We start from the raw sequence: 21874 nt of genomic DNA, 5'->3' as shown, positions 1-21874 counted from the left end.
CCGGCCCCCCGCCCCCGGCTCGCCCAGCCCGGCGAGTCGGGCGCCCTGGCGGCCCCGCTGCTGCGGTGCGGCGTTGAGCACGCCGTCCCCGTCCCCGGCGCCACCCCGCGAGGCGCCGCCCCCCCGCCCGCCCCGCCCGCCTCGTGGCCTCCGCCCTGACGGCGGGCGGGGCGGGAGGGTCGACGGCTCATCGCGGGATGCCTCCTGGAACGGGAACGGTGTCCTCAGCGCATCACCGCGACCGCGGGCCCACCAGCGCACACAGCTGTCCGGGTGACGTGACCCGGGGCCGGGCGGCCGGGCTCAGCCCGCGCGTTCCAGGGTGTCCTCGGCGACGTCCTTGTCCACCGCGGCGCGCACCAGCGCGGCCGCGAGGACGGCCGGTTCCGTCGTCCCGGCGAGGCCGAGGAGCCGGTCCGGGTCGGACGGCAGGCCGAGGCGTTCCGCGCCCTGGAGGGCCTTGCGGTCCAGGGTGGGGCCCGCCTCCGGCCAGACGAGCTGGGCCTCGCGCAGGAAGATGTCCGCCCCGGTCGGCCCCACCCCGGGAAACTCCCGGAGCAGCCGCCGTACCTCGGCGAGGTCGCCGTCCGCCTCCTCGCGGAGCCGGCGCAGGTCGCCGCCCCACCGCTCGGTCAGCAGTGCGGCGGCCTCGCCGAGCTGGGTGGCGGTGCGCTCGTCGTAGCGCCGGTAGCCGCCCCGGCCGAGGGCGTCCACCCGCTCCTGCCAGTCGGCGTCGGCCATGCGCCGCGGGTTCCGCAGCCCCGCGTCGTACAGGGCGCGCGCGGTGGCCACCGCGATCGAGCCGCGGATGCGGGCGCTCAGCAGGTGGGAGAGGACCAGCAGCCGGTACAGCGGCTGCGGGGTGTCCCTGAGCCGGATGCCCGCCTCCTCGGCGTACGTCCGCCCGTGCGCGTCGACGAGCGCGCGCACGATCTGCCGTTGGCCGGGGCTCACGGCTAGGGCTTCAGCGGGTCGTGGCCGACCGTCATCAGACGGTGCCGGAGCGCGGTGTCGTCGGACCGGGGCTCGTTCTCCAGGTCCGCCTGCTCCGTCACGGTGTCCACGACCTCGCGCATCGCGCCCAGGTCGTCCTCCGTGAGGTCGGTGCGCCGCTTCTGGAGGATCGACAGGACGTGCCGGCCCAGCGGCGGTCCCGCGTCGTCCGGCAGCGGCTCGGTCAGCTCACCGGAGTCGCGTATCCGGAGCCAGTCCGCGAGTTCCGCGGAGGTCATGTTCACCACGCGGTGGAAGTCCTCCCACAGCGCGTCGAGTTCGAGGGCGTCGGCCATGAGGTGCCCCTCAGTTCGTCGTGCGTACGTGCGTAGGCGCGGGTGCCCGAGGGGCGGAGCGGCAAACGCGCCGCCCGGTCAGCGGGCGAGCACACCGTCCAGGAAGCGGGTGACGTCGGCGAAGACCTCGGCGCGGTTGGTCTCGTTGAACAGCTCGTGCCGGGCGCCCGGATAGATCCGCTCGGTCAGGTCGCCGCCGCTCAGCGCCTCGACGCCCGGGCGGCTGCCCGGCAGCGGCACCAGGCGGTCGTCGTCCCCGTGCACCCACAGCAGGGGCAGCGGGCCGACGTCGCCCTCCTCGGCCACCTTCCCCAGGGTCCGCACGAAGGCCTCCAGGGTCGGCCGCTTCATCGGGCCGTGCCAGACCAGCGGGTCCGCCGCGTACGCCGCGCCGACGGCCGGATCGCGGGAGAGCGAGGCCGGGCTGATCGGGATGTCGGGGATCTCCGGCAGGGCGAGCAGCCGGCGCGGCAGCTCCCAGTCGCCGATGACCGGCCCGGACAGTACCAGCGCGGTCAGTCCGCCGGGGTGGCGCTGGGCGTAGCGGGAGGCGATCAGGCCGCCCATGGAGTGGCCGATCACGACGAACGGGAGGTCCGGGTGGGCGGCGCGGGCCCGTGCGGCCACGGAGTGCACGTCGGTGACCACGTCCTCGAAGTCCTCGACCAGCACCCGCTCGCCGTCGGACCGGCCGTGTCCGGTGTGGTCGAGCCCCCAGACCGCCGCGCCGTGTCCGGCCAGGACACCGGCCACCTCCTCGTAGCGCCCGACGTGCTCGCCGTAGCCGTGCACCAGCAGCGCCACGTACCTGGGCCGGTCCGCGGGCCACTCGCGGGCGGTGATCCGTCCCCGTGTTCCGGGCAGGTCGTGTGCGCGGGCCTCGGCCATGGCTCCTCCGGCTGCGTCGGTGAAGGTCACCGGAGGATCTTCCCAGGGAGCGGTCCGGCGGTCTATAGTCCAAAACTAGCAGTGCTAATTAATGTCGTGTGCCCCTCGTCCGGCGGCGTGCCGTCCGGCGACCGGGCGACGACGGTCAGGAGTCCCTCGTGCGTCCCGTCCACTTCGCGGCCGCCCGCCGCACCCCGATCGGCAAGCTGCGCGGTGCCCTGTCCTCCGTGCGGCCCGACGACCTCGCCGCCGCCGTGATCCGGGGCCTGGTCGCCGACGTGCCCGCGCTCGACCCCGCCCGCGTCGACGACGTGTACTGGGGCGCCGCCAATCAGGCCGGCGAGGACAACCGCAACGTGGCCCGGATGGCCGCCCTCCTCGCGGGCCTGCCCGAGTCCGTCCCCGGCGCCACCGTCAACCGGCTGTGCGCCTCCGGCCTGGAGGCCGTCACCACCGCCGCCCGCACCGTCGCCGCGGGAGAGGCGGACGTCGTGCTCGCGGGCGGCTCCGAGTCGATGAGCCGCGCCCCCTTCGTGCTGCCCCGCCCCGACGAGGCACTGCCGCACCGCATCGAGACCGTCGACACCCGGCTCGGCTGGCGCCTGGTCAACCCGGCGATGAAGGACCTGCACGGACTGCTGGCGATGGGTGAGACCGCCGAGGAGGTCGCCGGGCGGTACGGCATCCCGCGCGAGCGCCAGGACGAGTTCGCCCTGCGCAGCCACCGGCTCGCCGCCGAGGCCCGCAAGAACGGGTGCTTCGACGACGAGATCCTCCCCGTCGAGCGCCCCGACGGGGTGGTCGTCGACGCCGACGAATGCGTCCGCGAGGACACCTCGCTGGAGAAGCTGGGCCGCCTCAAGCCCGTCTTCCGCCCCGGCGGCACGGTCACCGCGGGCAACGCCTCCCCGATGAACGACGGCGCCGCCGGACTCCTCCTGGTCAGCGAGGAGGCCCTGAACGAGCTGGGCCTGGAGTCGCTGGGCCGCTACGTCGCCGGCGGCTCGGCCGGCGTCCACCCGGACGTCATGGGCATCGGCCCGGTCCCCGCCACCCGCAAGGTCCTCGCCCGGGCCGGCTGGAGCGTCGACGACCTGGCCGAGGCCGAGTTCAACGAGGCGTTCGCCGCCCAGGCCCTCGCCTGCGTCGACCAGCTCGGCATCGACCCCGGCCTGGTCAACCCCACCGGCGGCGCCATCGCGCTGGGCCACCCGCTCGGCTGCTCCGGCGCCCGCATCCTCACCACCCTGCTCCACCGCATGCGCCGCACCGGAGCGGCCCGCGGGCTGGCCACCATGTGCGTCGGCGTGGGGCAGGGCAGCGCGGTGCTCGTCGAACGGCACTAGGCCTTGTCCGCAAGGTTCGGACACGACCCGGCCGCAGGTACGCCGCACCTCTCCGCAGAGCCGCAGCAAGGAACGGAGCAACACCCCATGGCAACCCTCTCCGTCGCCGCCATCCTCGCCGAGAACGCCCGGCGCCGTCCCGACAAGGAGGCGCTGGTCGAGGGCGGCCTGCGGCTCTCCTTCGCCGAGGTGTGGCGGCGGGCGCGGGCGCAGGCCGGCGCGCTGACCGGCCTCGGCGTCCGGCCGGGGGACCGGGTCGCGCTGATGGCACCGAACACCGCCGACTTCCCGCAGGCGTACTACGCGATCGCCGCCGCCGGTGGCGTCGTCGTGCCCGTGCACCTGCTGCTGTCGGCCGCCGAGGTCGAGCACGTCCTGCGCGACAGCGGCGCCACGCTGCTGCTGTGCCACCCCGCCCAGGCCGGGACGGGCACGGCCGCCGCGCGGGAGACGGGCGTACGGATGATCACCCTCGGCGACGAGTTCGGCAGGCTCGCCGCCGCCGCCGAGCCGCTGCCCACGTACGTCACCCGCGACGCCGACGACCCGGCTGTGGTCTTCTACACCAGCGGCACCACCGGTGTCCCCAAGGGCGCGGTGCTCAGCCACTTCAACCTGGTGATGAACGCGACCGTCAACGCCTTCGACGCCAACGACATCCGGCCCGACGACATCGCGCTCGGCGCGCTGCCGCTTTTCCACGCCTTCGGCCAGACCGTCTCCCTCAACTCGACCTGGCGGGCGGGGGCCACCCTGGTCCTGCTGCCCCGCTTCGACGCGGCGCGCGCGATCGAGCTGATGGCCGAGGAGAGGGTCAACACCTTCCACGGGGTGCCGACCATGTTCGTCGCCCTCGCCGCCGCGGCGGGCGACGCCGGCGCCCTGCCCGACCTGCGGGTGTGCGTCTCCGGCGGCGCCTCGCTGCCGGTGGCGGTGCTGGAGCGGTTCGAGGAGGCGTTCGGCGCGCGCGTCCACGAGGGGTACGGGCTGTCGGAGACCTCGCCCGCGGCGGCAGTGAACCAGCCCGTGTTCGGGACCAGGCCCGGCACCATCGGCCACCCGCTGTGGGGCGTGGACGTGGAGATCGCCCAGGCGGACGTCGAGGGCCGTGTCGTGCTGCTGCCGCCCGGTGAGCTGGGGGAGGTCGTCGTACGCGGCCACAACGTCTTCTCCGGCTACCTCGGCCGCCCGGAGGCCACCGCCGAGGCGCTGGTCGACGGCTGGTTCCGCACCGGCGACCTCGGCACCAAGGACGGCGAGGGGTTCCTGCGCATCGTCGACCGGAAGAAGGACGTCATCATCCGGGGTGGCTACAACGTCTACCCGCGGGAGGTCGAGGAGGTGCTGATGCGCCACCCCGGCATCGCGCACGTCGCCGTCATCGGCCTCCCGGACGAACTCCACGGCGAGGAGGTGTGCGCCGTCGTCGTCCCCGAGCCGGGCGCGACGCCGGACGCGGCCGGGATCACCGAGTGGTCCAAGGGGCACCTCGGCCGGTACAAGTACCCGCGCCGGGTGGAGTTCGCGGACGCGCTGCCGCTCGGGCCGAGCATGAAGGTGCTGAAGCGGGAACTGCGGGCCCGCTACGTGGACCACGCCCAGCTCCAGGGACCGCCGGCCAGCTAAGGACCGACTGGCGAGACGGTGCTTACGCGGACCGGTTGAGTGCGCATAGCATCAGTGGCCGCAATGGACACCATGACGCTCTGGCACCTCACCGGCTGGGAGTTCGCGGCACTCGCCTTCGCGGCCCTGCTCGTCGGTTTCTCCAAGACCGCCGTGAGCGGGGCCAACACGGTCAGTCTCGCGATCTTCGCCGCGGTCCTGCCCGCCCGCGCCTCCACCGGCATCCTGCTGCCCGTCCTGATCGCCGGGGACGTCCTGGCCGTCCTCACCTACCGGCGGCATGCGCACTGGCCCACGCTGTGGCGGCTGTTCCCCGCCGTGGCGGTCGGCGTGGCCGTGGGCACCCTGTTCCTGGTGTGGGCGGACGACGCGATCGTCCGGACCTCGATCGGCGTGATCCTGCTGCTCATGGCCGGGGTGACGGTGTGGCGCAGAAGACAGGCCGACGCGTCCGACCCGCCCGAGGGCGACGGCACGGCCTCGCGGGCCGGACGGGTCAAGGCCCGTTCGTACGGCGTCCTCGGCGGCTTCACCACGATGGTCGCCAACGCGGGCGGCCCGGTGATGTCGATGTACCTGCTCTCCGCGGGCTTCCGCAAGCTCGGCTTCCTGGGCACCTCGGCGTTCTTCTTCCTGATCGTCAACGTCTCCAAGGTGCCCTTCAGCGCCGGCCTCGGCCTGATCGATGGCCGTTCACTGCTCCTCGACGCCGCGCTGGTCGTGTTCGTGGTGCCCGGCGCGTTCCTCGGCAAGTGGGCGGTGACCCGGATCAACCAGCGCCTGTTCGAGCGTCTGGTGATCGCGGCGACGATCGTGGGCGGGCTGCAGCTCCTGCTGGCGTGAGGCGCCGCGGCAGGCCGTTGCTCAGGTCCTCCACCAGAAGGCGCTTGGCGATGGCGTCGACGGCGGCGCGCAGTTCGGTGCCGGTGGGCCGGCCGATGTCCTGCTCCACCCGGCGCTCCAGCCAGGTGGCCCACGCCCGCCCGATGACCAGGGCCTCGCGGGCGCCCGCGTCGGTGTGGGAGAGCAGGGAGCCGTGCCGGGTCAGGAAGCCCTCCTCGACCATCCGGTCGAAGACCGGCAGCAGCACCTCGGGCGGCAGCCGCCGGCGGGCGGCGATCAGCCCCAGGCTGGCGTGCCCGACCAGGCGGGTGAACAGCTCGACCTGCATCACGGCCCAGGCGCCGGCGACGTCGAGCCGGGTGTCGCTCTCGGCGATGATCCGGCGCGCGGTGTCCAGCTCCGTACCGCCGATGATCTTCCCGACCGAGGCCTCCAGGGTGCGCCTGTTGTCGGCGTCGTGCGGGGACGCGAAGCCCTCGCCCATGTCCGTGGAGCCCGCGCGGGCGCTGTCGCGCAGCTGGACCTGCTTGAGGAACAGGGCCACCAGGAAGCCGACCGCCGCGACCGGCACCGTCCACAGGAACACCGTCTGGATGGTGTCCGCGTACGCCCCGACGATCGGCGCCGACGTCTCGGCGGGCAGCCCGTGCACGCCCTCCGGACTGGTCGCCGCCCGGCCGATCGCCGACGGGTCGGCGGCGCCCGTGCGGGCGGCCTCGGCGACGCCGTCGCGCAGGTTGGGGCCGAGGGCGTTGACGTAGATGGTGCCGAACACGGCGGTTCCGAAGGAGCTGCCCAGGGTGCGGAAGAAGGTGACGCCGGAGGTCGCGGTGCCGAGGTCGGCGTAGTCGACGGTGTTCTGCACGGCGATGATCAGCACCTGCATGGACAGGCCGATGCCCGTGCCCAGCACGAACATGTACAGCGACTCCAGGACGGCGCCGGTCGACGGGTCCATCAGCGACATCAGGTACAGGCCGACGCCCATCACCAGCGTGCCCGCGATCGGGAACAGCCGGTACCGTCCCGTCCGGCTGACGACGCTGCCGCTGAAGACCGAGGCGATCAGCAGCCCCGCCACCATCGGCAGCGTCCGCACCCCGGAGACGGTCGCCGAGTCGCCGTCGACGTACTGGAGGTAGGTCGGCAGGTACGTCAGCGCGCCGAGCATCGCGAAGCCGACGATGAAACTGAGCACCGAGCAGACCGTGAACACCGGGTTGGCGAACAGCCGCATCGGCAGCATCGGTTCGGCCGCCCGCAGCTCCACCAGGCAGAACAGCGCGAGCGCGACCAGCCCGCCCGCGAACAGGCCCAGGATCACGCCCGAGCCCCACGCGTACTCGTTGCCGCCCCAGCTGGTCGCCAGGATCAGCGCGCTCGCGCCCACCGCGACCAGCGCGATGCCCAGGTAGTCGATGACGGGCCGGACGGCCGACTTCACCACCGGGATGGTGCGGGCCGCGGCGATCACGACGGCGATCGCGATGGGCACGTTGACGTAGAACGCCCAGCGCCACGAGAGATGGTCGGTGAACAGCCCGCCCAGCAGTGGCCCGATGACCGTCGAGACCCCGAACACCGCGCCGATGGCGCCCTGGTACTTGCCGCGCTCCCGCAGCGGGATCACGTCCGCGATCAGCGCCATCGCCGTCACCATCAGGCCGCCCGCGCCGATGCCCTGCATCGCCCGCCACGTGATCAGCAGCGGCATGCTGGTCGCCAGGCCGCACAGGAACGACCCGGTGATGAAGACGACCGCCGAGACCTGGAAGACCACCTTGCGGCCGAACAGGTCGCCGAACTTGCCGACCAGCACCGTCGCCACGGTCTCCGCGAGCAGGTACGACGTCACCACCCACGACATGTGGGATGCGCCGCCCAGGTCCGACACGATCGTCGGCAGCGCGGTGCCGACGATCGTCTGGTCCAGGGCCGCCAGCAGCAGCCCGAGCATGATCGTGACGAAGACGACGTTGCGCCGCCGCCGGTCCAGCACGGGCGGCTGTGCGGCGGCGGTCCGTGGCGCTTCCTCGGCGACTGTCACGAGGTCACGATCACACCCGTGCAGCTGCCACGCATGTGGGGACGGTCCGCCCGGGTGCGCCGGAGCCTAGGCTCTGGGGCGCCGCCGCAGCAGGTACGTGTCCATGATCCAGCCCTTGCGCTCCCGCGCCTCGGCGCGCAGCCGCTCGATGCGCGGACCGGCCTCGGCGACCGGACCCGAGTCGAGGATCTCGTCCGGGGTGCCCAGGTAGGCGCCCCAGTAGATGTCGAGGTCCTGGTCCGCGTACCGCCGGAAGGTCTGGTGGGCGTCCAGCATCACCACGACGTCGTCGACGCCCTCGGGGAAGCCCTCCGCGAGCCGCCGCCCGGTGGTGATCTGCACCGGCCGCGCCACCCGGTTCAGCCCCGTCCGGTGCCGGGCGGCCAGTGACGAGACGCTGCTGATGCCGGGCACCACGTCGTACTCGAACGCCACCGTGCCGCGCCCCAGGACCTCCTCCAGGATGCCCAGCGTGCTGTCGTACAGCGACGGGTCGCCCCACACCAGGAACGCGCCGCTCTCGTCCTCGCCCAGCTCCTCGGCGATCAGCCGTTCGTAGATGCCGGCGCGGGCCAGGCGCCAGTCCTCGACGGCGGGGGAGTACGCCGCGCCCTCCGCGCTCCGGTCCCGCTCCGGGTCCCGGGCCTCGACGACCCGGTACGTGCCTTCCGGCACGTGCGTCTCCAGCAGGTCCCGGCGCAGCCGCACCAGGTCGTCCTTCACCTCGCCCTTGCCCAGGACGAAGAACACGTCCGTGCCGCGCATCGCCCTGACCGCCTGCAGGGTCAGCTGGTCGGGGTCGCCCGCACCGATACCGATCACATGAATCTTCCGCACCCCACGAGTCTGCCGTACGCCACCGACAGCCCCCGGCCCGGGCCGCCGGTCCGGCCCGCGCGGGTCAGCCCCGCAGCCGCGGCGCCCGCGCCCCCGCGTCCACGGACGCGCCCTCCTCCACGTCCCCCGCCAGCTCCACGGCCCACCCGGCGACCGCGCCGAGATCCAGCCCGTACGGCCGTTCCCGTCCGGCGTCCGACGCCGCCCACTCCGTCACGGCGCCCGCCCCGCGCCGCAGCAGCCTGGCCCCGCCGGTGCCGTTCCCCCGGGCCGCGTGCGTGAGCCCCACCGCCAGCTGGGCCATCCCGCGCCACAGCTGCCGCTCCTCCTCGGGGCCCGACTTCCAGGCGTCCTCGAAGACCTCGTGCGCGTGGAACGGCTTCCCCTCGTCCAGCAGCCGCTGCGCCTCGGCGACCGTCGCTTCCGGCGCCCGTACGACGCCCTCCGGCTGACGGGCGACGCCGTCCGCGCCGTACGGCAGCGGGCGCCCCAGCCCGTCGCGCGGCCGGGCGTTGCGCGCCCGCCCCTCCTCGTCCCGGTCGCGGGCGCCGGCCGGGCGGTCCGATGCTGTGCTGTCCATACGGCCGATTGTCCCCCGCCCGTCCCGCTTAGGCGTGGCCCGGTGGGTGCGGTAAGGTGCTGTCGCGTGATCGCGCGGTCGCACCGCGCGTGGGCACCGGGACGTGGCGCAGCTTGGTAGCGCACTTGACTGGGGGTCAAGGGGTCGCAGGTTCAAATCCTGTCGTCCCGACGGTGACCGAAGAAGGACCTCCGCGGGCATGAGCCCGCGGAGGTCCTTCGCACATTCCCGTCCGCCACGGCCGCGGGACCGCCGGGTCAGACCTGGTAGCGCTCCGCCGCGAACAGATCCAGGTGCTCCTTCACCCACGCCGACGTGCGGCGCAGCCCGTCCGCCAGGCCGACCTGCGGCTCCCAGCCCGCCCACCGGCGGGCGCGGGAGTTGTCGGACAGGAGGCGCTGGACCTCGCTGCCGCTCGGGCGCAGCCGCGCGGGGTCCACGACGATCTCCGCGTCGGTGCCCGCGGCGACGGTGAGGGCCTGCGCCAGGTCGCCGATGGAAATCTCCCGGCCCGAGCCGAGGTTGACCACCTGCCCGAGAGCCCGGTCGCAGTCGGCCATCGCCAGGAAGCCCCGCGCCGTGTCGGTGACGTAGGTGAAGTCCCGGGTGGGCGTGAGCGAGCCGAGCCTGATGGTGCGGGCCCCGGAGTGCAGTTGGGCGAGGATGGCCGGGATCACCGCGCGGGCGGACTGCCGGGGGCCGTAGGTGTTGAAGGGGCGCACCACGGTGACCGGCAGTTCGAAGGCGTGCCAGTGGGAGAGCGCCATCATGTCGGCGCCGATCTTGGACGCGGAGTACGGCGACTGCGGCTGCAGCGGGTGGCTCTCGCTGATCGGCGCCGTGCGGGCGGTGCCGTACACCTCGCTGGTGGAGGTGTGCACCAGGCGGCGCACCTGGTGGCGCCGGCAGGCCTCGGCGATGTTCTCGGTGCCGACGACGTTCGTCTGGACGTAGGCGCCGGGCGAGTCGTAGCTGTACGGGATGCCGATCAGCGCGGCGAGGTGGAAGACGGTGTCGCAGCCGTCGACGGCGTCCGTCACGCGGCCGGCGTCGCGGACGTCGCCGGTGACCGTCGTGACCAGCGGGTGGCCGAGGAGGTGGGCGAGGTGGCCCTTCTCGGCGTACGGCTTGTAGTGCGTGAACGCCCGGACCCGGGCGCCCCGGGCGACGAGCAGGTCGACCAGGGCCGAGCCGATGAAGCCCTCGGCTCCGGTGACCAGGACCTCGCGGCCGGTCCAGTCGGGGGTGTGGTTCACGGGGTGCGCTCCAGGGGGTCGAGGGTCGGCAGGGGGTGGCCGGCGAGGCGCAGGACCTCGGCGGCGAGCAGGTCGGCGGCGTACGCGTGCGGGCCGGGGTCGGCGGCCGACTCCATCGCCGCGAGCCGGGCGGGATCGGCCAGCAGCGGTTCGATCAGTTCGGCCAGCCGCGCCGCCGAGGTCTCGGCGTCGGACAGCAGCAGGCCGGCCCCGGCGTCGGTCAGCACCCGCGCGTTGTGCGTCTGGTGGTCGCCGGGCGCGTGCGGGTAGGGCACGAGCACCGCGGGTACGCCGGTGCTGGCGAGTTCGGCGACCGTCGCCGAACCGGCCCGGCAGACCACCAGGTCGGCGGCGGCGTACACCTGGTCCATGTGGTCGAGGTAGGGCACCACGCGGGCCACCGGGCTGCCCGCGAGCCGGAACCCGGCCTCCTCCAGGGCGTCCGGCCCGGTCTTGATCAGCAGGTGGACGTCGGTGCGCCGCCGCCAGCGCCGGGCCAGCTCCGTCGCGGCCTCGGTGAGCCGCGCGGCGCCCAGGCTGCCGCCGTTGAAGACGACGAGCCGCGCCCCGTCCGGCACCCCCAGCGCCCGCCGTGCCCCGGGGCGCCGGGCGGCGCGGTCCAGCCCGGCGAGGGCCGCCGCGATGGGCATGCCGACGACGCGGGCGTTCTCGCCGCCGGCCAGTCCCGAGCGGGAGCGGTCGAAGGCGACCGTGACGTGCGGGGTGAGCCGGGCGGCGAAACGGTTGGCGCGGCCCGGCACGGCGTTGGACTCGTGGATCAGGCTCGGGAGGCCCGACCAGCGGGCCCCGAGGATCACCGGGGCGCTCGGATAGCCGCCCATGCCGACCGCCACCTGGGCCCGCTGGTCGCGCAGCACCGTCCGGCACTGCCCGGCGGACCGCACCAGCGCCGAGGGCAGCAGGTAGCGCCGGGCGCCGAGGCTCGGGTCGAAGGGGATCATGTCGACGGTGTGCAGCCGGTACCCGGCCTGCGGGATGAGCCGGGTCTCCAGGCCCCGGGTGGTGCCGACGAAGGAGATCTCCGCGGCCGGTACGGCGCGGCGCAGCGCGTCGGCGAGGGCGAGACCGGGGTAGATGTGCCCACCGGTACCGCCCGCGCCGATCACCACGGACAGCCGGGGCGGGGGACTGTGAGGTCCGGCGGGCGGCACGTGGGCCGGGCCGGAGGAGGATCCGAACATGGCCGCCACGGTCACAAGCCGGCCTAAGAAGGTTTTAAGACACTCCTTTGGCAGGCTGGGCGCGTGCTGAGAAGAATTCTGGTGGTCGACGACGAGCCCGAGGTGCGGGCCGCCGTCGAGGACGGCCTCTCCGTCGAGGGCTACGCCGTGCGGGGTGCCGCCGACGGCCTCGCCGCCCTCTCCGAGGTCGCCGCCTGGCAGCCGGACGCCGTGGTCGTCGACGTGATGATGCCGGTACTGGACGGCCTGGCGTTCTGCCGCCGCCTGCGGGGCATCGGCGACCGGACCCCGGTGCTGGTGCTGACCGCCCTGGACTCGGTGAGCGAACGCGTCGACGGGCTGGACGCCGGCGCCGACGACTACCTGGTCAAGCCGTTCGCGCTGGACGAGCTGACCGCGCGGGTGAGGGCCCTGCTGCGCCGGGCGGACACCGGCGCCCAGGAGCCGGGCGGCCTCCTGTCGTACGCCGACCTGGTGGTGGACCCGGAGACCCGGACCGGGCGGCGCGGCGAGCGGGCCGTCGAGTTCAGCCGGACCGAGTACGCGCTGCTGGAGCAGCTGCTGCTCCACCCCGGGCAGGTCCTCACCCGGGAGACCCTCTTCGAACGGGTCTGGGGACACGACTTCGGCCCCGGCTCCAACTCGCTGGCCGTCTACATCGGTTACCTGCGCCGCAAGCTGGAGGCGGAGGGCGAGCCGCGCCTGGTGCACACCGTGCACGGGGTCGGCTACCGCCTGGGCGCGGCGTGAACGGGCCGTGGCGTCGCCTGCCACGCCCGCGCCGGCTGCGGTCCCGGCTGGCACTGGCGGCGTCGGCGGCCGTCGTCCTCGTGACCGTAGGGGTGTGCACGGCCGCCTTCTTCGTCCTGCGCTACAAGCTCTACCAGCAGGTCGACCAGAACCTCGCCCAGTCGGCCACCCTCGTCGCCCAGCAGAGCCGGGAGGACGGGCCCGCCGTGCACCGCGGCGAGTGCCGCTTCCTGGGCGCCCCCGCCTGTGCCCAGACGGTGCCGCCCGATCCGGCCGACGACCCGGCCGAGCCGTACGTCCTGCCCGTGTCCCCGGCCGTCCGCGAGGTGGCCGCCGGCCGCCACGCGCCGTACTACCGGAACATCACCGTCGACGGGCACCCCGCGCGCATGCTGACCACCACGTTCGGCGACGGCACCGCCGTCCAGGTCGCGCTCCGCTCCGACGTGGCCGAGCGCGGCGTGCACCAGGCCGCGTGGCTGCTCGGCGGCATCGGCGCGGCGGGCGTGGTCGTCGCCGGACTGCTCGGCTACGCCGTCTCCCGGACCGGCCTCGCCCCCGTCACCCGGCTCACGGCCACGGCGGAGCGGGTCGCCGCCACCCGCGACCCGCGCCACCGCATCGACCTGCCCGCCGGTCCGGGTCCCGGCCGGCACCGGGACGACGAGATCACCCGGCTCGCGACGACCTTCAACACGATGCTCGACGAGCTGGAGCGGTCGGTGACGGCGCAGCGCCGGCTGATCGCCGACGCCTCGCACGAGCTGCGCACCCCGCTGACCGCGCTGCGGACCAACGCCGAACTCCTCACCCGCGCCGGCCGCCTGCCCGCCGACCGGCGCGAACGGGCGGCCGGCGCCCTGGTCCGGCAACTGGAGGACGTCACCACCCTGGTGAACGACCTCATCGAGCTGGCCCGGGACGAGGAACCGCAACCGCTCCTCGAACAGATCGACCTCGCCGCGCTCACCCGGCAGGCCCTGACCCGCGCCCGCGAACGCTGGCCCGGCGTCACCTTCACCCTGGACGTCACCGACCGCGCGGCCGGCCTGCTGCGCCCCGGCATCCCGGCCCGGCTGGCCCGGCTGCTCGGCAACCTGCTGGACAACGCGGCCAAGTTCAGCCCGCCCGGCGGCACGGTCGAGGTCGCCCTGACCGAACGGGAGCTGACCGTGCGCGATCACGGCCCCGGCATCGCCGACCGGGACCTGCCGCACATCTTCGACCGCTTCTACCGGGCACCCTCCGCCCGCGCGCTGCCCGGTTCGGGCCTCGGACTGGCCATGGCCCGCCAGATCGCCCGCACCCACGGCGCCGAACTCACCGCCGAGCGCGCCCCCGGCGCGGGGGCGTTGTTCCGGCTCGCCTTCTGAGACCGGCCCACCGGCCCGCGTCAGACGTCAGGTCCTGACCAGCAGCTGGAAGTCGAAGGCGTACCGGGACGCGCGGTAGATGTGCGTCCCGTACTCGACCGGGCGCCCGGTGTCGTCGTACGCGGTGCGCCGCATGGTCAGCAGCGCGGCGCCCTCCCGCTCGTCGAGGCAGTCGGCCTCCTCGCGGGTGGCGATGCGGGCGCCGACGGTCTGGCGGGCGCTGTGCAGGGTGATCCCGGACGCGCGCATCAGCCGGTACAGGCCGGTCGACTCCAGCCGTGTGCCGTCGAGTTCCAGCAGCCCCGCCGGAAGGTAGTTGCACAGCAGCGCCACCGGCTGGCCGTGGGTGAGGCGCAGCCGCTCCAGGACGGTGACCTCGTCGCCCTCCGCGACGCCGAGCGCCGCCGCCGCTTCGGCGGGGGCCGGGACGCCCTCGTTGCGCACCACCCGGGTGCCGGGGCCCTGCCCGGCCGCCTCCAGGTCGTCGTACAGGCTGCTCAGTTCCAGCGGGCGCTTGACCTGGCTGTGCACCACCTGGGTGCCGACGCCGCGCCGCCGGACCAGCAGGCCCTTGTCGACGAGGGACTGGATGGCCTGCCGGACGGTCGGCCGGGACAGGCCCAGCCGGACCGAGAGATCGACCTCGTTGCCCAGCAGGTTCCCCGGCGCGAGGACGCCGTGCTCTATCGCCCCCTCCAGCTGCTGGGCCAGCTGGTAGTAGAGCGGCACGGGACTGCTCCGGTCGAGGGCGAAGTCCAGGGTGGTCAGCGCGGGGGCGGTCACGGCACGTGCCCGGTCGCCGGTCTTCGCCATGGACGTACCTCCGTTGCGTGGATGACGGGGTGTCAGAGGTGGTGGCGGCGGTCGGCGACCGCGTGCTCGTACCGCGCGCGGGCGTCGTTGACGGGCTCGCGGGCCGACACCTCGGCCACCGGCACGTCCCACCAGGCCTCGGCCGGGAGGGCGTCGCGGGCCGCTGCGGTCTCGACGTGGACGCAGGTCGGGCGGGTCGCCGCGCGGGCCGTCGACAGCGCCTCGCGCAGCTCCCGCACGGTCTTGGCGCGCAGCACGTCCATGCCGAGGCTGGCCGCGTTGGCCGCGAGGTCGACGGGGAGCGGGGCGCCGGTGAAGGTGCCGTCGGCGGCGCGGTGGCGGTAGTCGGTGCCGAACCGCTCGGCGCCCACCGACTCGGACAGGCCGCCGATCGAGGCGTAGCCGTGGTTCTGCACCAGGACCAGCTTGACCGGCAGGTTCTCCTGAACGGCGGTGACGATCTCGGTCGGGTTCATCAGGTACGTGCCGTCGCCCACCAGGGCCCACACCGCCGTGCCGGGCGCGGCCTGCTGGACGCCGAGCGCGGCCGGGATCTCGTAGCCCATGCAGGAATAGCCGTACTCCAGGTGGTACTGGCGCGGCGAGCGGGACCGCCACAGCTTGTGCAGGTCGCCCGGGAGCGAACCGGCCGCGTTGATCACCACGTCCTCTTCGCCGACCACCGCGTCCAGCGCGCCCAGCACCTGCGTCTGGGTCGGCACGGCGCCGTCGTCGTCGGCCCGGAAGGCGGCCCGCACCTTCTCCTCCCAGCGGGACCGGCCGGCCCGGTACTCGTCCTCGTACGACGACGGCACCCGGTGGCCGGACAGCGCCTCGGTCAGCGCCGTGAGCCCGGCCCGCGCGTCGCAGACGAGGGTGCGGGCGGCGAGCTTGTGGGCGTCGAAGGCGGTGATGTTGAGGTTCAGGAAGCGGACGTCCGGGGCCTGGAAGAGGGTGCCGGAGGCCGTGGTGAAGTCCGAGTAGCGGGTGCCGACGCCGATCACCAGGTCGGCGGTGCGGGCCAGGTCGTCGGCGACGGCGGTGCCGGTGTGGCCGATGCCGCCGAGGTCGGCCGGATGGTCGTGGCGCAGGGCGCCCTTGCCGGCCTGGGTGGAGGCGACCGGGATGCCGGTGGCGTCGGCCAGCGCCGTCAGCGCCGCCTCGGCCTCGCTGTGGTGGACGCCGCCGCCCGCGACGATCAGCGGGCGCCGGGCGGCGCGGAGCGCCCGGACGGCCTCGGTCAGCTCCTCGGGATCGGGCGCCGGCCGCCGTACCCGCCAGACGCGGTCGGCGAAGAACTCCTCCGGCCAGTCGAACGCCTCCGCCTGCACGTCCTGCGGCAGCGCGAGGGTGACCGCGCCGGTCTCGGCCGGGTCCGCCAGCACCCGCATCGCCCGCAGCGCGGAGGCGAGCAGCGCCTCGGGGCGGCTGATCCGGTCGAAGTACCGGGAGACGGGACGCAGGGCGTCGTTGACCGACACGTCGGCCTCGACCGGGTGCTCCAGCTGCTGGAGCAGCGGGCCCGCGGCGTGCGAGGCGAAGTAGTCGCCCGGCAGGAGCAGGACCGGCAGGCGGTTGACGGTCGCCAGGGCCGCGCCGGTGACCAGGTTGGTGGCGCCGGGGCCGATGGACGTCGTCACCGCCTGTGCGGAGAGGCGGTTGAGCTGCCGGGCGTACCCGACGGCGGCGTGCACCATGGCCTGTTCGTTGCGCCCCTGGTGGAAGGGCATGACGTCGCCGTACTCGACGAGGGCCTGGCCGACGCCCGCCACGTTGCCGTGGCCGAAGATGCCCCAGGTGCCGGCGATCAGGCGGTGCCGTACGCCGTCGCGTTCGGTGTACTGCGCGGCCAGGAAGCGCACCAGGGCCTGGGCGGTGGTCAGTCGGCGGGTGCCGGTGGCGCTCATGCGGACCTCTCCGGTGCGGTGTAGAGGGGGAGTCGGGGGTCGACGGCCTGGTCCGGCCAGGTGTCGCGGATCCAGGCGTGCCCGGGGTGGTCGCAGATCAGCCAGGCGCGTTCGGCCTCGGGTCCCGCCATGACGTTCAGGTAGTACATGTCGTGGCCGGGGACCGCCATCGACGGTCCGTGCCAGCCGTCCGGGATGAGGACCACGTCGCCGTCGCGCACCTCGGCGAGCACGTCCGTGCCCCGCCCCCGCCCCGAGGGGGAGACACGCTGGTAGCCGAGACCGGGGGTCCCCTCGTGTTCCGCGAACTCGAAGTAGTAGATCTCCTCCAGCACCGACTCCTCGCCCGGACGGTGCTCGTCGTGCTTGTGCGGCGGGAACGACGACCAGTTCCCGCCCGGGGTGATCACCTCGACCGCGATCAGCCTGTCGCACTCGAACACCCCGGCCGCGCCGAAGTTGTTGACCTGCCGCGAGCAGTTCCCGCTGCCGCGCAGCTCCACCGGGACCGAGGACGCCGGGCCGTAGCGGGCGGGCAGGCGGCGGGTGCAGCGGGCGCCGGTGAGCGCGAAGCGGCCGCCGCCCGAAGAGGTCACGGTCGTACGGGCGTCGCGCGGCACGTATGCGAAGTCACTCACCCCGCTGAACACGCCGTCGCGGCCGGTGAGTTCGAAGGTCTCCTGACCGAAGTCGTCCGCGGTTGCCACGGTGCAGCCGCCGCTCAGCGGCAGGACGATCCACTCGCTCTCGCCGCTGTCGAAGGTGTGGCCGCCGCCGGGCGGCAGGGTCAGCACGCGCAGTCCCGAGTAGCCCCAGCCGGCGCTCTCGGGGGTCACCTCCACGGTGTACGGGCCGTCCGCGGCCGCCTTGCCGGCGGGAAGGTGATAGGTCATCGTCCGCTCCTCCGTCTCTTCGGTCACAGCAGTCCGACGGCCGTGTCCACCGCCTGTTCGACGCTGCCCTCGGCCGGGTAGAGCAGCGAGCGGCCGACGACCATGCCCTGCACGGTGGGCAGCCTGAGCGCCTTGCGCCAGCGCTCGTAGGCCGCCGTCTGGTCGGCGGGCGAGCCGCCTATGTCGCCGCCGAGCAGTACGGCGGGCAGCGTGGAGGTCTCCAGGACCTCACCCATGTCCTCCGGGTCGTCGGTGACGGGCAGTTTCAGCCAGGTGTAGGCCGAGGTGCCGCCGAGGCCGGAGGCGATGGCGACGGACCGGGTGACGGCCTCGGCGGACAGGTCGTTGCGCACCCGGCCGTCGACCCGCCGGGAGATGAAGGGCTCCACGAACAGCGGCAGCCGGCGTTCCGCCATGGCGTCCACGGCGCGGGCGGCGGCCTCCATGGTGTCCAGCGAGCCGGGATCGTCGTAGTCGACGCGCAGCAGCAGCTTCCCCGCGTCGAAGCGCAGCCGGGCGAGGTCCTCGGCGCGGTGACCGGTGAAGCGGTCGTCCATCTCGAAGGCGGCGCCCGCGAGACCCCCGCGGTTCATCGACCCCATGACGACCTTGTTCTCCAGCACCCCGAGCAGCAGCAGGTCGTCCAGCACGTCGGCGGTGGCGAGCACGCCGTCGACGCCCGGCCGGGACAGCGCGGTGCACAGGCGCTCCAGCAGGTCGGCCCGGTTGGCCATGGCGAGCCGCCGGTCGCCGACGCCGAGCGAGCCGCGGGCCGGATGGTCGGCCGCCACGATCATCAGCCGGCCGGAGTCGCCGATCAGCGGCCGGCGGGTACGGCGGGCCGCGGCCTCGGCGACCGCCTCCGGACGCCGGGCTCTGACCGCGGTGAGGTCGGGGATGCTGAGGGACAAGGCGTTGCTCCGTTCAGGGAGTGGCTCGCGCGAGGAGGTCGTCGACCTCGGCCCCGGTGGGCATCGCGGAGGAGCAGGCGAGTCGGGAGGCGACGAGGGCGCCGGCCGCGTTGGCGTACCGCATGATCCGCTCCAGCTCCCAGCCGGAGAGGAGACCGTGGCACAGCGAGCCGCCGAACGCGTCGCCCGCGCCGAGGCCGTTGACCACCTCGACCGGCACCGGGGGCACCTCGGCGTCGCGGCCGTCGCGGTGCACGGCCAGGACGCCCTTCGGCCCCTGCTTGACGACGGCCAGCTCCACACCGGCGGCCAGCAGCGCCTCGGCGCAGGCCCGCGGCTCGCGGACGCCGGTGGCGATCTCGCACTCGTCCAGGTTGCCGACCGCGACGGTCGCGTGCCGCAGCGCCTCGGCGTAGTACGGGCGGGCCTGGTCGGGATCGGCCCAGAACATCGGCCGCCAGTCGAGGTCGAAGACGGTGGTGCCGGACTTGGCACGGTGGGCGAGCGCGGCCAGGGTCGCCGCACGGCTCGGCTCCTCGCTCAGCCCCGTCCCGGTGATCCAGAAGATGCGGGCGGCGCGGATCGCGTCCAGGTCCAGCTCCTCCGGGTGGATCTCCAGGTCGGGGGCCTTGGGGCGGCGGTAGAAGTACAGGGGGAAGTCGTCCGGCGGGAAGATCTCGCAGAAGGTCACGGGGGTCGGGTGGGCGGCCACGGGGGTGACCCAGCGGTCGTCGACGCCGAACTCCCGGAGCGCGCGGTGCAGATAGCCGCCGAACGGGTCGTCCCCGGTCCGGGTGATGACGGCCGTGGCGCGGCCGAGGCGGGCGGCGGCGACCGCCACGTTCGAGGCCGAGCCGCCGAGAAACTTGCCGAAGGTCTCAACCTCCGCCAGGGGTACGCCCGTCTGCAAGGGATAGAGATCGACCCCGATGCGGCCCATCGTGATCAGATCGAAACGCGGGACTGACTCGGCCATGTGCGACGCTCCTCGGGCTGGGCGGGGGCCTGCCGCCTCCCAGGTGTATGACTCCTGGACGACGCTGTCAATAGTTTGTACTTACATTCGGACCTGTGAGTGAAATGATGTCTTGACAAAGTATTGACAGCGGGCGCCCCAAGGACTTGTATCCGGTCCCAGCGCTACAGCCGTTCTTCTCTGGTCTGGCACACGGCTTCCCGTCGCACAGTCGCACAGTGAGGTGCAGGAAAGATGGACCGCTCTTCGCACGCCCGCTCCCGCAGATTCGCCCCCGCCGTGGCCCTCGCCGCCGCCGCGGCCCTGACCCTCGCCGGCTGTTCCAGCAGCTCGGGCGGGAAGAAGGCCGACGAGGAGGGGGGCTCGGGCGCCTCCGCGGGCAAGGCGAACACCCCCCGTATGACCGTCGCCCTGGTGACCCATCAGGCGCCCGGCGACACCTTCTGGGACATCGTCCGCAAGGGCGCCGAGGCCGCGGCCGCCAAGGACAACGTCAAGCTCGTCTACTCCGCCGACCCGAACGCGGGCAACCAGGCCAACCTGGTGCAGAACGCGATCGACCAGAAGGTCGACGGCATCGCCGTCACCCTCGCCAAGCCGGACGCCCTGAAGAGCGTCCTCGGCAAGGCGGAGAAGGCCGGCATACCCGTGGTCGGGCTCAACTCCGGTCTCGCCGACTGGAAGAAGCTCGGCCTGATGGAGTTCTTCGGCCAGGACGAGAGCGTGGCCGGCGAGGCGCTCGGCAAGCGGCTCAACGAGGACGGCGCGAAGAACGCCGTCTGCGTGATCCACGAGCAGGGCAACGTCGGCCTGACCCAGCGCTGCGAGGGCGTGAAGAAGACCTTCGAGGGCTCGATCGAGAACCTCTACGTCAACGGCACCGACATGCCCTCGGTGAAGTCGACCGTCACCGCCAAGCTCAAGCAGGACGGCGACATCGACCACCTCGTCACGCTCGGCGCCCCCTTCGCCATGACGGCCGTGCAGGCCGTGGACGAGTCCGGCAGCGAGGCCAAGGTCGCCACCTTCGACCTCAACAAGGAGCTGACCGGCGCCATCGAGAAGGGCGACATCGAGTTCGCCGTTGACCAGCAGCCCTACCTCCAGGGCTACCTGGCCGTCGACGGGCTGTGGCTCTACAAGAACAACGGCAACTACAGCGGCGGCGGTGAGCAGCCGGTGCTGACCGGCCCGGCCTTCGTCGACGAGTCCAACGTGAAGGCCGTCGCCGAGTTCGCCTCGAAGGGCACCCGGTGATGAGCATGGCCCAACAGGCTGAGCCGGCGGTGACCACACCGCCGGCCCCCGGCCCCAAGGAGACCGACGGGCGCACCCGCGAGCGCCCGGTGGCGGTGCGGGTGCTCGCCCGGCCCGAGGTCGGGGTCTTCCTCGGCGCCGTCGCCGTGTTCGTCTTCTTCCTGATCGCCGCCCCCTCGGTCCGCGACGGCGGCTCCATGGCGACGGTCCTCTACCAGTCGTCCACCATCGGCATCATGGCGCTGCCGGTGGCCCTGCTGATGATCGGCGGCGAGTTCGACCTGTCGGCCGGTGTCGCCGTGGTCGCCTCCTCGCTCACCGCGGGCATGCTCAGCTACCAGCTGACCGTGAACGTCTGGATGGGTGTGATCGTCGCCCTCGTCGTCTCCCTCGCCGTCGGCGCGTTCAACGGCTGGGTGCTGATGAAGACCGGCCTGCCGAGCTTCCTCGTGACGCTGGCCACCTTCCTCATCCTCCAGGGCGTCAACCTCGCCGTCACCAAACTCGTCACCGGCAACGTTGCCACCGACGACATCAGCGACATGGACGGCTTCGACCAGGCCAAGGCCGTGTTCGCCTCGTCCTTCGACATCGGCGGCGTCGAGGTGAAGATCACTGTCTTCTACTGGCTGGTCTTCGCCGCCCTGGCCACCTGGGTGCTGCTCCGCACCAAGTACGGCAACTGGATCTTCGCGGTCGGCGGCAGCCAGGACTCCGCCCGCGCGGTCGGCGTGCCCGTCACCTTCACCAAGATCACGCTGTTCATGCTGGTCGGCTTCGGCGCCTGGTTCGTCGGCATGCACCAGTTGTTCTCCTTCAACACCGTGCAGTCCGGTGAGGGCGTCGGCCAGGAGCTGATCTACATCGCCGCGGCCGTGATCGGCGGCTGTCTGCTCACCGGCGGCTACGGTTCCGCCATCGGCCCGGTCTTCGGCGCCTTCATGTTCGGCATGGTGAACCAGGGCATCGTCTTCGCCGGCTGGAACCCCGACTGGTTCAAGGCCTTCCTCGGCGTGATGCTGCTCGGCGCCGTCCTGATCAACCTGTACGTCCGCCGCGCGGCGACCCGGAGGTGACGGA

Annotated in this window: 20 protein-coding genes and 1 tRNA gene; 8 read left to right on the top strand and 13 right to left on the bottom strand. The window is 73.5% G+C overall.

Annotated elements, in window-relative coordinates; genetic code table 11:
• Positions 1-303: 303 nt before the first annotated feature.
• The 3 genes from DMH12_RS11485 to DMH12_RS11475 all read right to left on the bottom strand — a co-directional run bounded on the left by DMH12_RS11485 (position 304) and on the right by DMH12_RS11475 (position 2177).
• Positions 304-954, bottom strand: coding sequence for an endonuclease (locus tag DMH12_RS11485; RefSeq protein WP_125491470.1), 651 nt, complete (start codon positions 952-954; stop codon positions 304-306).
• Positions 955-956: 2 nt separating this feature from the next.
• Positions 957-1289, bottom strand: coding sequence for a DUF3140 domain-containing protein (locus tag DMH12_RS11480; protein ID WP_125491469.1), 333 nt, complete (start codon positions 1287-1289; stop codon positions 957-959).
• Between the two features lie 78 nt (positions 1290-1367).
• Entirely contained in the window at positions 1368-2177 is an 810-nt protein-coding gene (locus DMH12_RS11475) for an alpha/beta hydrolase (RefSeq protein ID WP_125491474.1), read from the bottom strand.
• A gap of 158 nt (positions 2178-2335) precedes the next feature.
• On the opposite strand from DMH12_RS11475, the gene DMH12_RS11470 reads away from it, so the two are divergent.
• The 3 genes from DMH12_RS11470 (at position 2336) to DMH12_RS11460 (ending at position 5992) form a co-directional block, all read left to right on the top strand.
• Entirely contained in the window at positions 2336-3523 is a 1188-nt protein-coding gene (locus DMH12_RS11470; RefSeq protein WP_125491468.1) for a thiolase family protein, read from the top strand.
• A gap of 87 nt (positions 3524-3610) precedes the next feature.
• Positions 3611-5149 carry a long-chain fatty acid--CoA ligase gene (locus tag DMH12_RS11465; RefSeq protein ID WP_125491467.1) on the top strand — a complete coding sequence of 513 codons (1539 nt, stop codon included), beginning with the start codon at positions 3611-3613 and terminating at the stop codon, positions 5147-5149.
• A gap of 63 nt (positions 5150-5212) precedes the next feature.
• On the top strand, positions 5213-5992 hold the full coding sequence (locus tag DMH12_RS11460; protein WP_125491466.1) for a sulfite exporter TauE/SafE family protein: 780 nt from the start codon (positions 5213-5215) through the stop codon (positions 5990-5992).
• Here DMH12_RS11460 and DMH12_RS11455 read toward each other — a convergent pair.
• From DMH12_RS11455 to DMH12_RS11445, 3 genes are all read right to left on the bottom strand, one after another.
• Positions 5919-8039, bottom strand: coding sequence for an MDR family MFS transporter (locus tag DMH12_RS11455; RefSeq protein WP_185832260.1), 2121 nt, complete (start codon positions 8037-8039; stop codon positions 5919-5921). The genes DMH12_RS11460 and DMH12_RS11455 overlap by 74 nt on opposite strands.
• Positions 8040-8105: 66 nt before the next feature.
• The gene (gene cobF / locus DMH12_RS11450; protein ID WP_125491464.1) at positions 8106-8876 is read right to left on the bottom strand and encodes a precorrin-6A synthase (deacetylating); all 771 of its coding nucleotides are present in this window, start codon (positions 8874-8876) and stop codon (positions 8106-8108) included.
• Between the two features lie 64 nt (positions 8877-8940).
• On the bottom strand, positions 8941-9456 hold the full coding sequence (locus DMH12_RS11445; protein ID WP_125491463.1) for a DUF309 domain-containing protein: 516 nt from the start codon (positions 9454-9456) through the stop codon (positions 8941-8943).
• A 97-nt stretch (positions 9457-9553) separates the two neighbouring features.
• Between DMH12_RS11445 and DMH12_RS11440 the strand changes: the two genes are divergently transcribed.
• A tRNA-Pro gene (locus tag DMH12_RS11440) sits at positions 9554-9627 on the top strand.
• An 86-nt stretch (positions 9628-9713) separates the two neighbouring features.
• Here DMH12_RS11440 and DMH12_RS11435 read toward each other — a convergent pair.
• Both DMH12_RS11435 and DMH12_RS11430 read right to left on the bottom strand, forming a co-directional pair.
• Entirely contained in the window at positions 9714-10712 is a 999-nt protein-coding gene (locus DMH12_RS11435) for a GDP-mannose 4,6-dehydratase (RefSeq protein ID WP_125491462.1), read from the bottom strand.
• Positions 10709-11839, bottom strand: coding sequence for a glycosyltransferase (locus DMH12_RS11430; RefSeq protein ID WP_260474186.1), 1131 nt, complete (start codon positions 11837-11839; stop codon positions 10709-10711). Before DMH12_RS11430 ends, DMH12_RS11435 begins: the two co-directional genes overlap by 4 nt.
• Before the next feature lie 138 nt (positions 11840-11977).
• Here DMH12_RS11430 and DMH12_RS11425 point away from each other — a divergent pair, with 138 nt between their 5' ends.
• Positions 11978-12664: a response regulator transcription factor gene (locus DMH12_RS11425; RefSeq protein ID WP_125491460.1), complete on the top strand. Its 687-nt coding sequence runs from the start codon at positions 11978-11980 to the stop codon at positions 12662-12664.
• A 17-nt stretch (positions 12665-12681) separates the two neighbouring features.
• Entirely contained in the window at positions 12682-14037 is a 1356-nt protein-coding gene (locus tag DMH12_RS11420) for a sensor histidine kinase (RefSeq protein ID WP_399187077.1), read from the top strand.
• A 27-nt stretch (positions 14038-14064) separates the two neighbouring features.
• Here the strand turns inward: DMH12_RS11420 and DMH12_RS11415 are convergent, their stop codons facing one another.
• Genes DMH12_RS11415 through iolC form a run of 5 tightly spaced genes read right to left on the bottom strand, consistent with a single transcriptional unit; the run spans position 14065 to position 19537 of the window.
• Positions 14065-14850, bottom strand: coding sequence for a GntR family transcriptional regulator (locus DMH12_RS11415; protein WP_125491459.1), 786 nt, complete (start codon positions 14848-14850; stop codon positions 14065-14067).
• 32 nt (positions 14851-14882) lie between these two features.
• Positions 14883-16757 (bottom strand): 3D-(3,5/4)-trihydroxycyclohexane-1,2-dione acylhydrolase (decyclizing), encoded by a 1875-nt coding sequence (iolD, locus tag DMH12_RS11410; protein WP_125491458.1) that lies wholly within the window; start codon positions 16755-16757, stop codon positions 14883-14885.
• Positions 16754-17650 (bottom strand): 5-deoxy-glucuronate isomerase, encoded by an 897-nt coding sequence (gene iolB, locus DMH12_RS11405; RefSeq protein ID WP_125491457.1) that lies wholly within the window; start codon positions 17648-17650, stop codon positions 16754-16756. The genes iolD and iolB overlap by 4 nt, the downstream gene beginning before the upstream one ends.
• Before the next feature lie 23 nt (positions 17651-17673).
• Complete coding sequence (locus DMH12_RS11400) at positions 17674-18561, bottom strand: deoxyribose-phosphate aldolase (protein ID WP_125491456.1); 888 nt, start codon at positions 18559-18561, stop codon at positions 17674-17676.
• Between the two features lie 13 nt (positions 18562-18574).
• On the bottom strand, positions 18575-19537 hold the full coding sequence (gene iolC, locus DMH12_RS11395; RefSeq protein WP_125491455.1) for a 5-dehydro-2-deoxygluconokinase: 963 nt from the start codon (positions 19535-19537) through the stop codon (positions 18575-18577).
• A gap of 234 nt (positions 19538-19771) precedes the next feature.
• Here iolC and DMH12_RS11390 point away from each other — a divergent pair, with 234 nt between their 5' ends.
• Together DMH12_RS11390 and DMH12_RS11385 are read left to right on the top strand one after the other, a co-directional pair.
• Positions 19772-20794, top strand: a complete 1023-nt coding sequence (locus tag DMH12_RS11390; RefSeq protein ID WP_125491454.1) for a sugar ABC transporter substrate-binding protein — start codon at positions 19772-19774, stop codon at positions 20792-20794.
• Complete coding sequence (locus tag DMH12_RS11385) at positions 20794-21870, top strand: ABC transporter permease (protein ID WP_185832259.1); 1077 nt, start codon at positions 20794-20796, stop codon at positions 21868-21870. Before DMH12_RS11390 ends, DMH12_RS11385 begins: the two co-directional genes overlap by 1 nt.
• The last annotated feature ends 4 nt before the right edge of the window (positions 21871-21874 follow it).

Source organism: Streptomyces sp. WAC 04229, assembly GCF_003947455.1.
In the GTDB taxonomy this organism is placed as follows: domain Bacteria; phylum Actinomycetota; class Actinomycetes; order Streptomycetales; family Streptomycetaceae; genus Streptomyces.
The sequence above is the reverse complement of the archived record's forward strand: the minus strand, read 5'-3'. Positions and strand labels throughout refer to the sequence as shown.

Bases quoted from the DNA above. Each gene is read 5' to 3' on its own strand.
- DMH12_RS11460 (WP_125491466.1), top strand. From the start codon at position 5,213: ATGGACACCATGACGCTCTGGCACCTCACCGGCTGGGAGTTCGCGGCA.
- DMH12_RS11465 (WP_125491467.1), top strand. From the start codon at position 3,611: ATGGCAACCCTCTCCGTCGCCGCCATCCTCGCCGAGAACGCCCGGCGC.
- DMH12_RS11480 (WP_125491469.1), bottom strand. From the start codon at position 1,289: ATGGCCGACGCCCTCGAACTCGACGCGCTGTGGGAGGACTTCCACCGC.
- DMH12_RS11390 (WP_125491454.1), top strand. From the start codon at position 19,772: ATGGACCGCTCTTCGCACGCCCGCTCCCGCAGATTCGCCCCCGCCGTG.
- DMH12_RS11415 (WP_125491459.1), bottom strand. From the start codon at position 14,850: ATGGCGAAGACCGGCGACCGGGCACGTGCCGTGACCGCCCCCGCGCTG.
- iolC (WP_125491455.1), bottom strand. From the start codon at position 19,537: ATGGCCGAGTCAGTCCCGCGTTTCGATCTGATCACGATGGGCCGCATC.
- iolD (WP_125491458.1), bottom strand. From the start codon at position 16,757: ATGAGCGCCACCGGCACCCGCCGACTGACCACCGCCCAGGCCCTGGTG.
- DMH12_RS11385 (WP_185832259.1), top strand. From the start codon at position 20,794: ATGAGCATGGCCCAACAGGCTGAGCCGGCGGTGACCACACCGCCGGCC.
- DMH12_RS11445 (WP_125491463.1), bottom strand. From the start codon at position 9,456: ATGGACAGCACAGCATCGGACCGCCCGGCCGGCGCCCGCGACCGGGAC.
- DMH12_RS11475 (WP_125491474.1), bottom strand. From the start codon at position 2,177: ATGGCCGAGGCCCGCGCACACGACCTGCCCGGAACACGGGGACGGATC.
- iolB (WP_125491457.1), bottom strand. From the start codon at position 17,650: ATGACCTATCACCTTCCCGCCGGCAAGGCGGCCGCGGACGGCCCGTAC.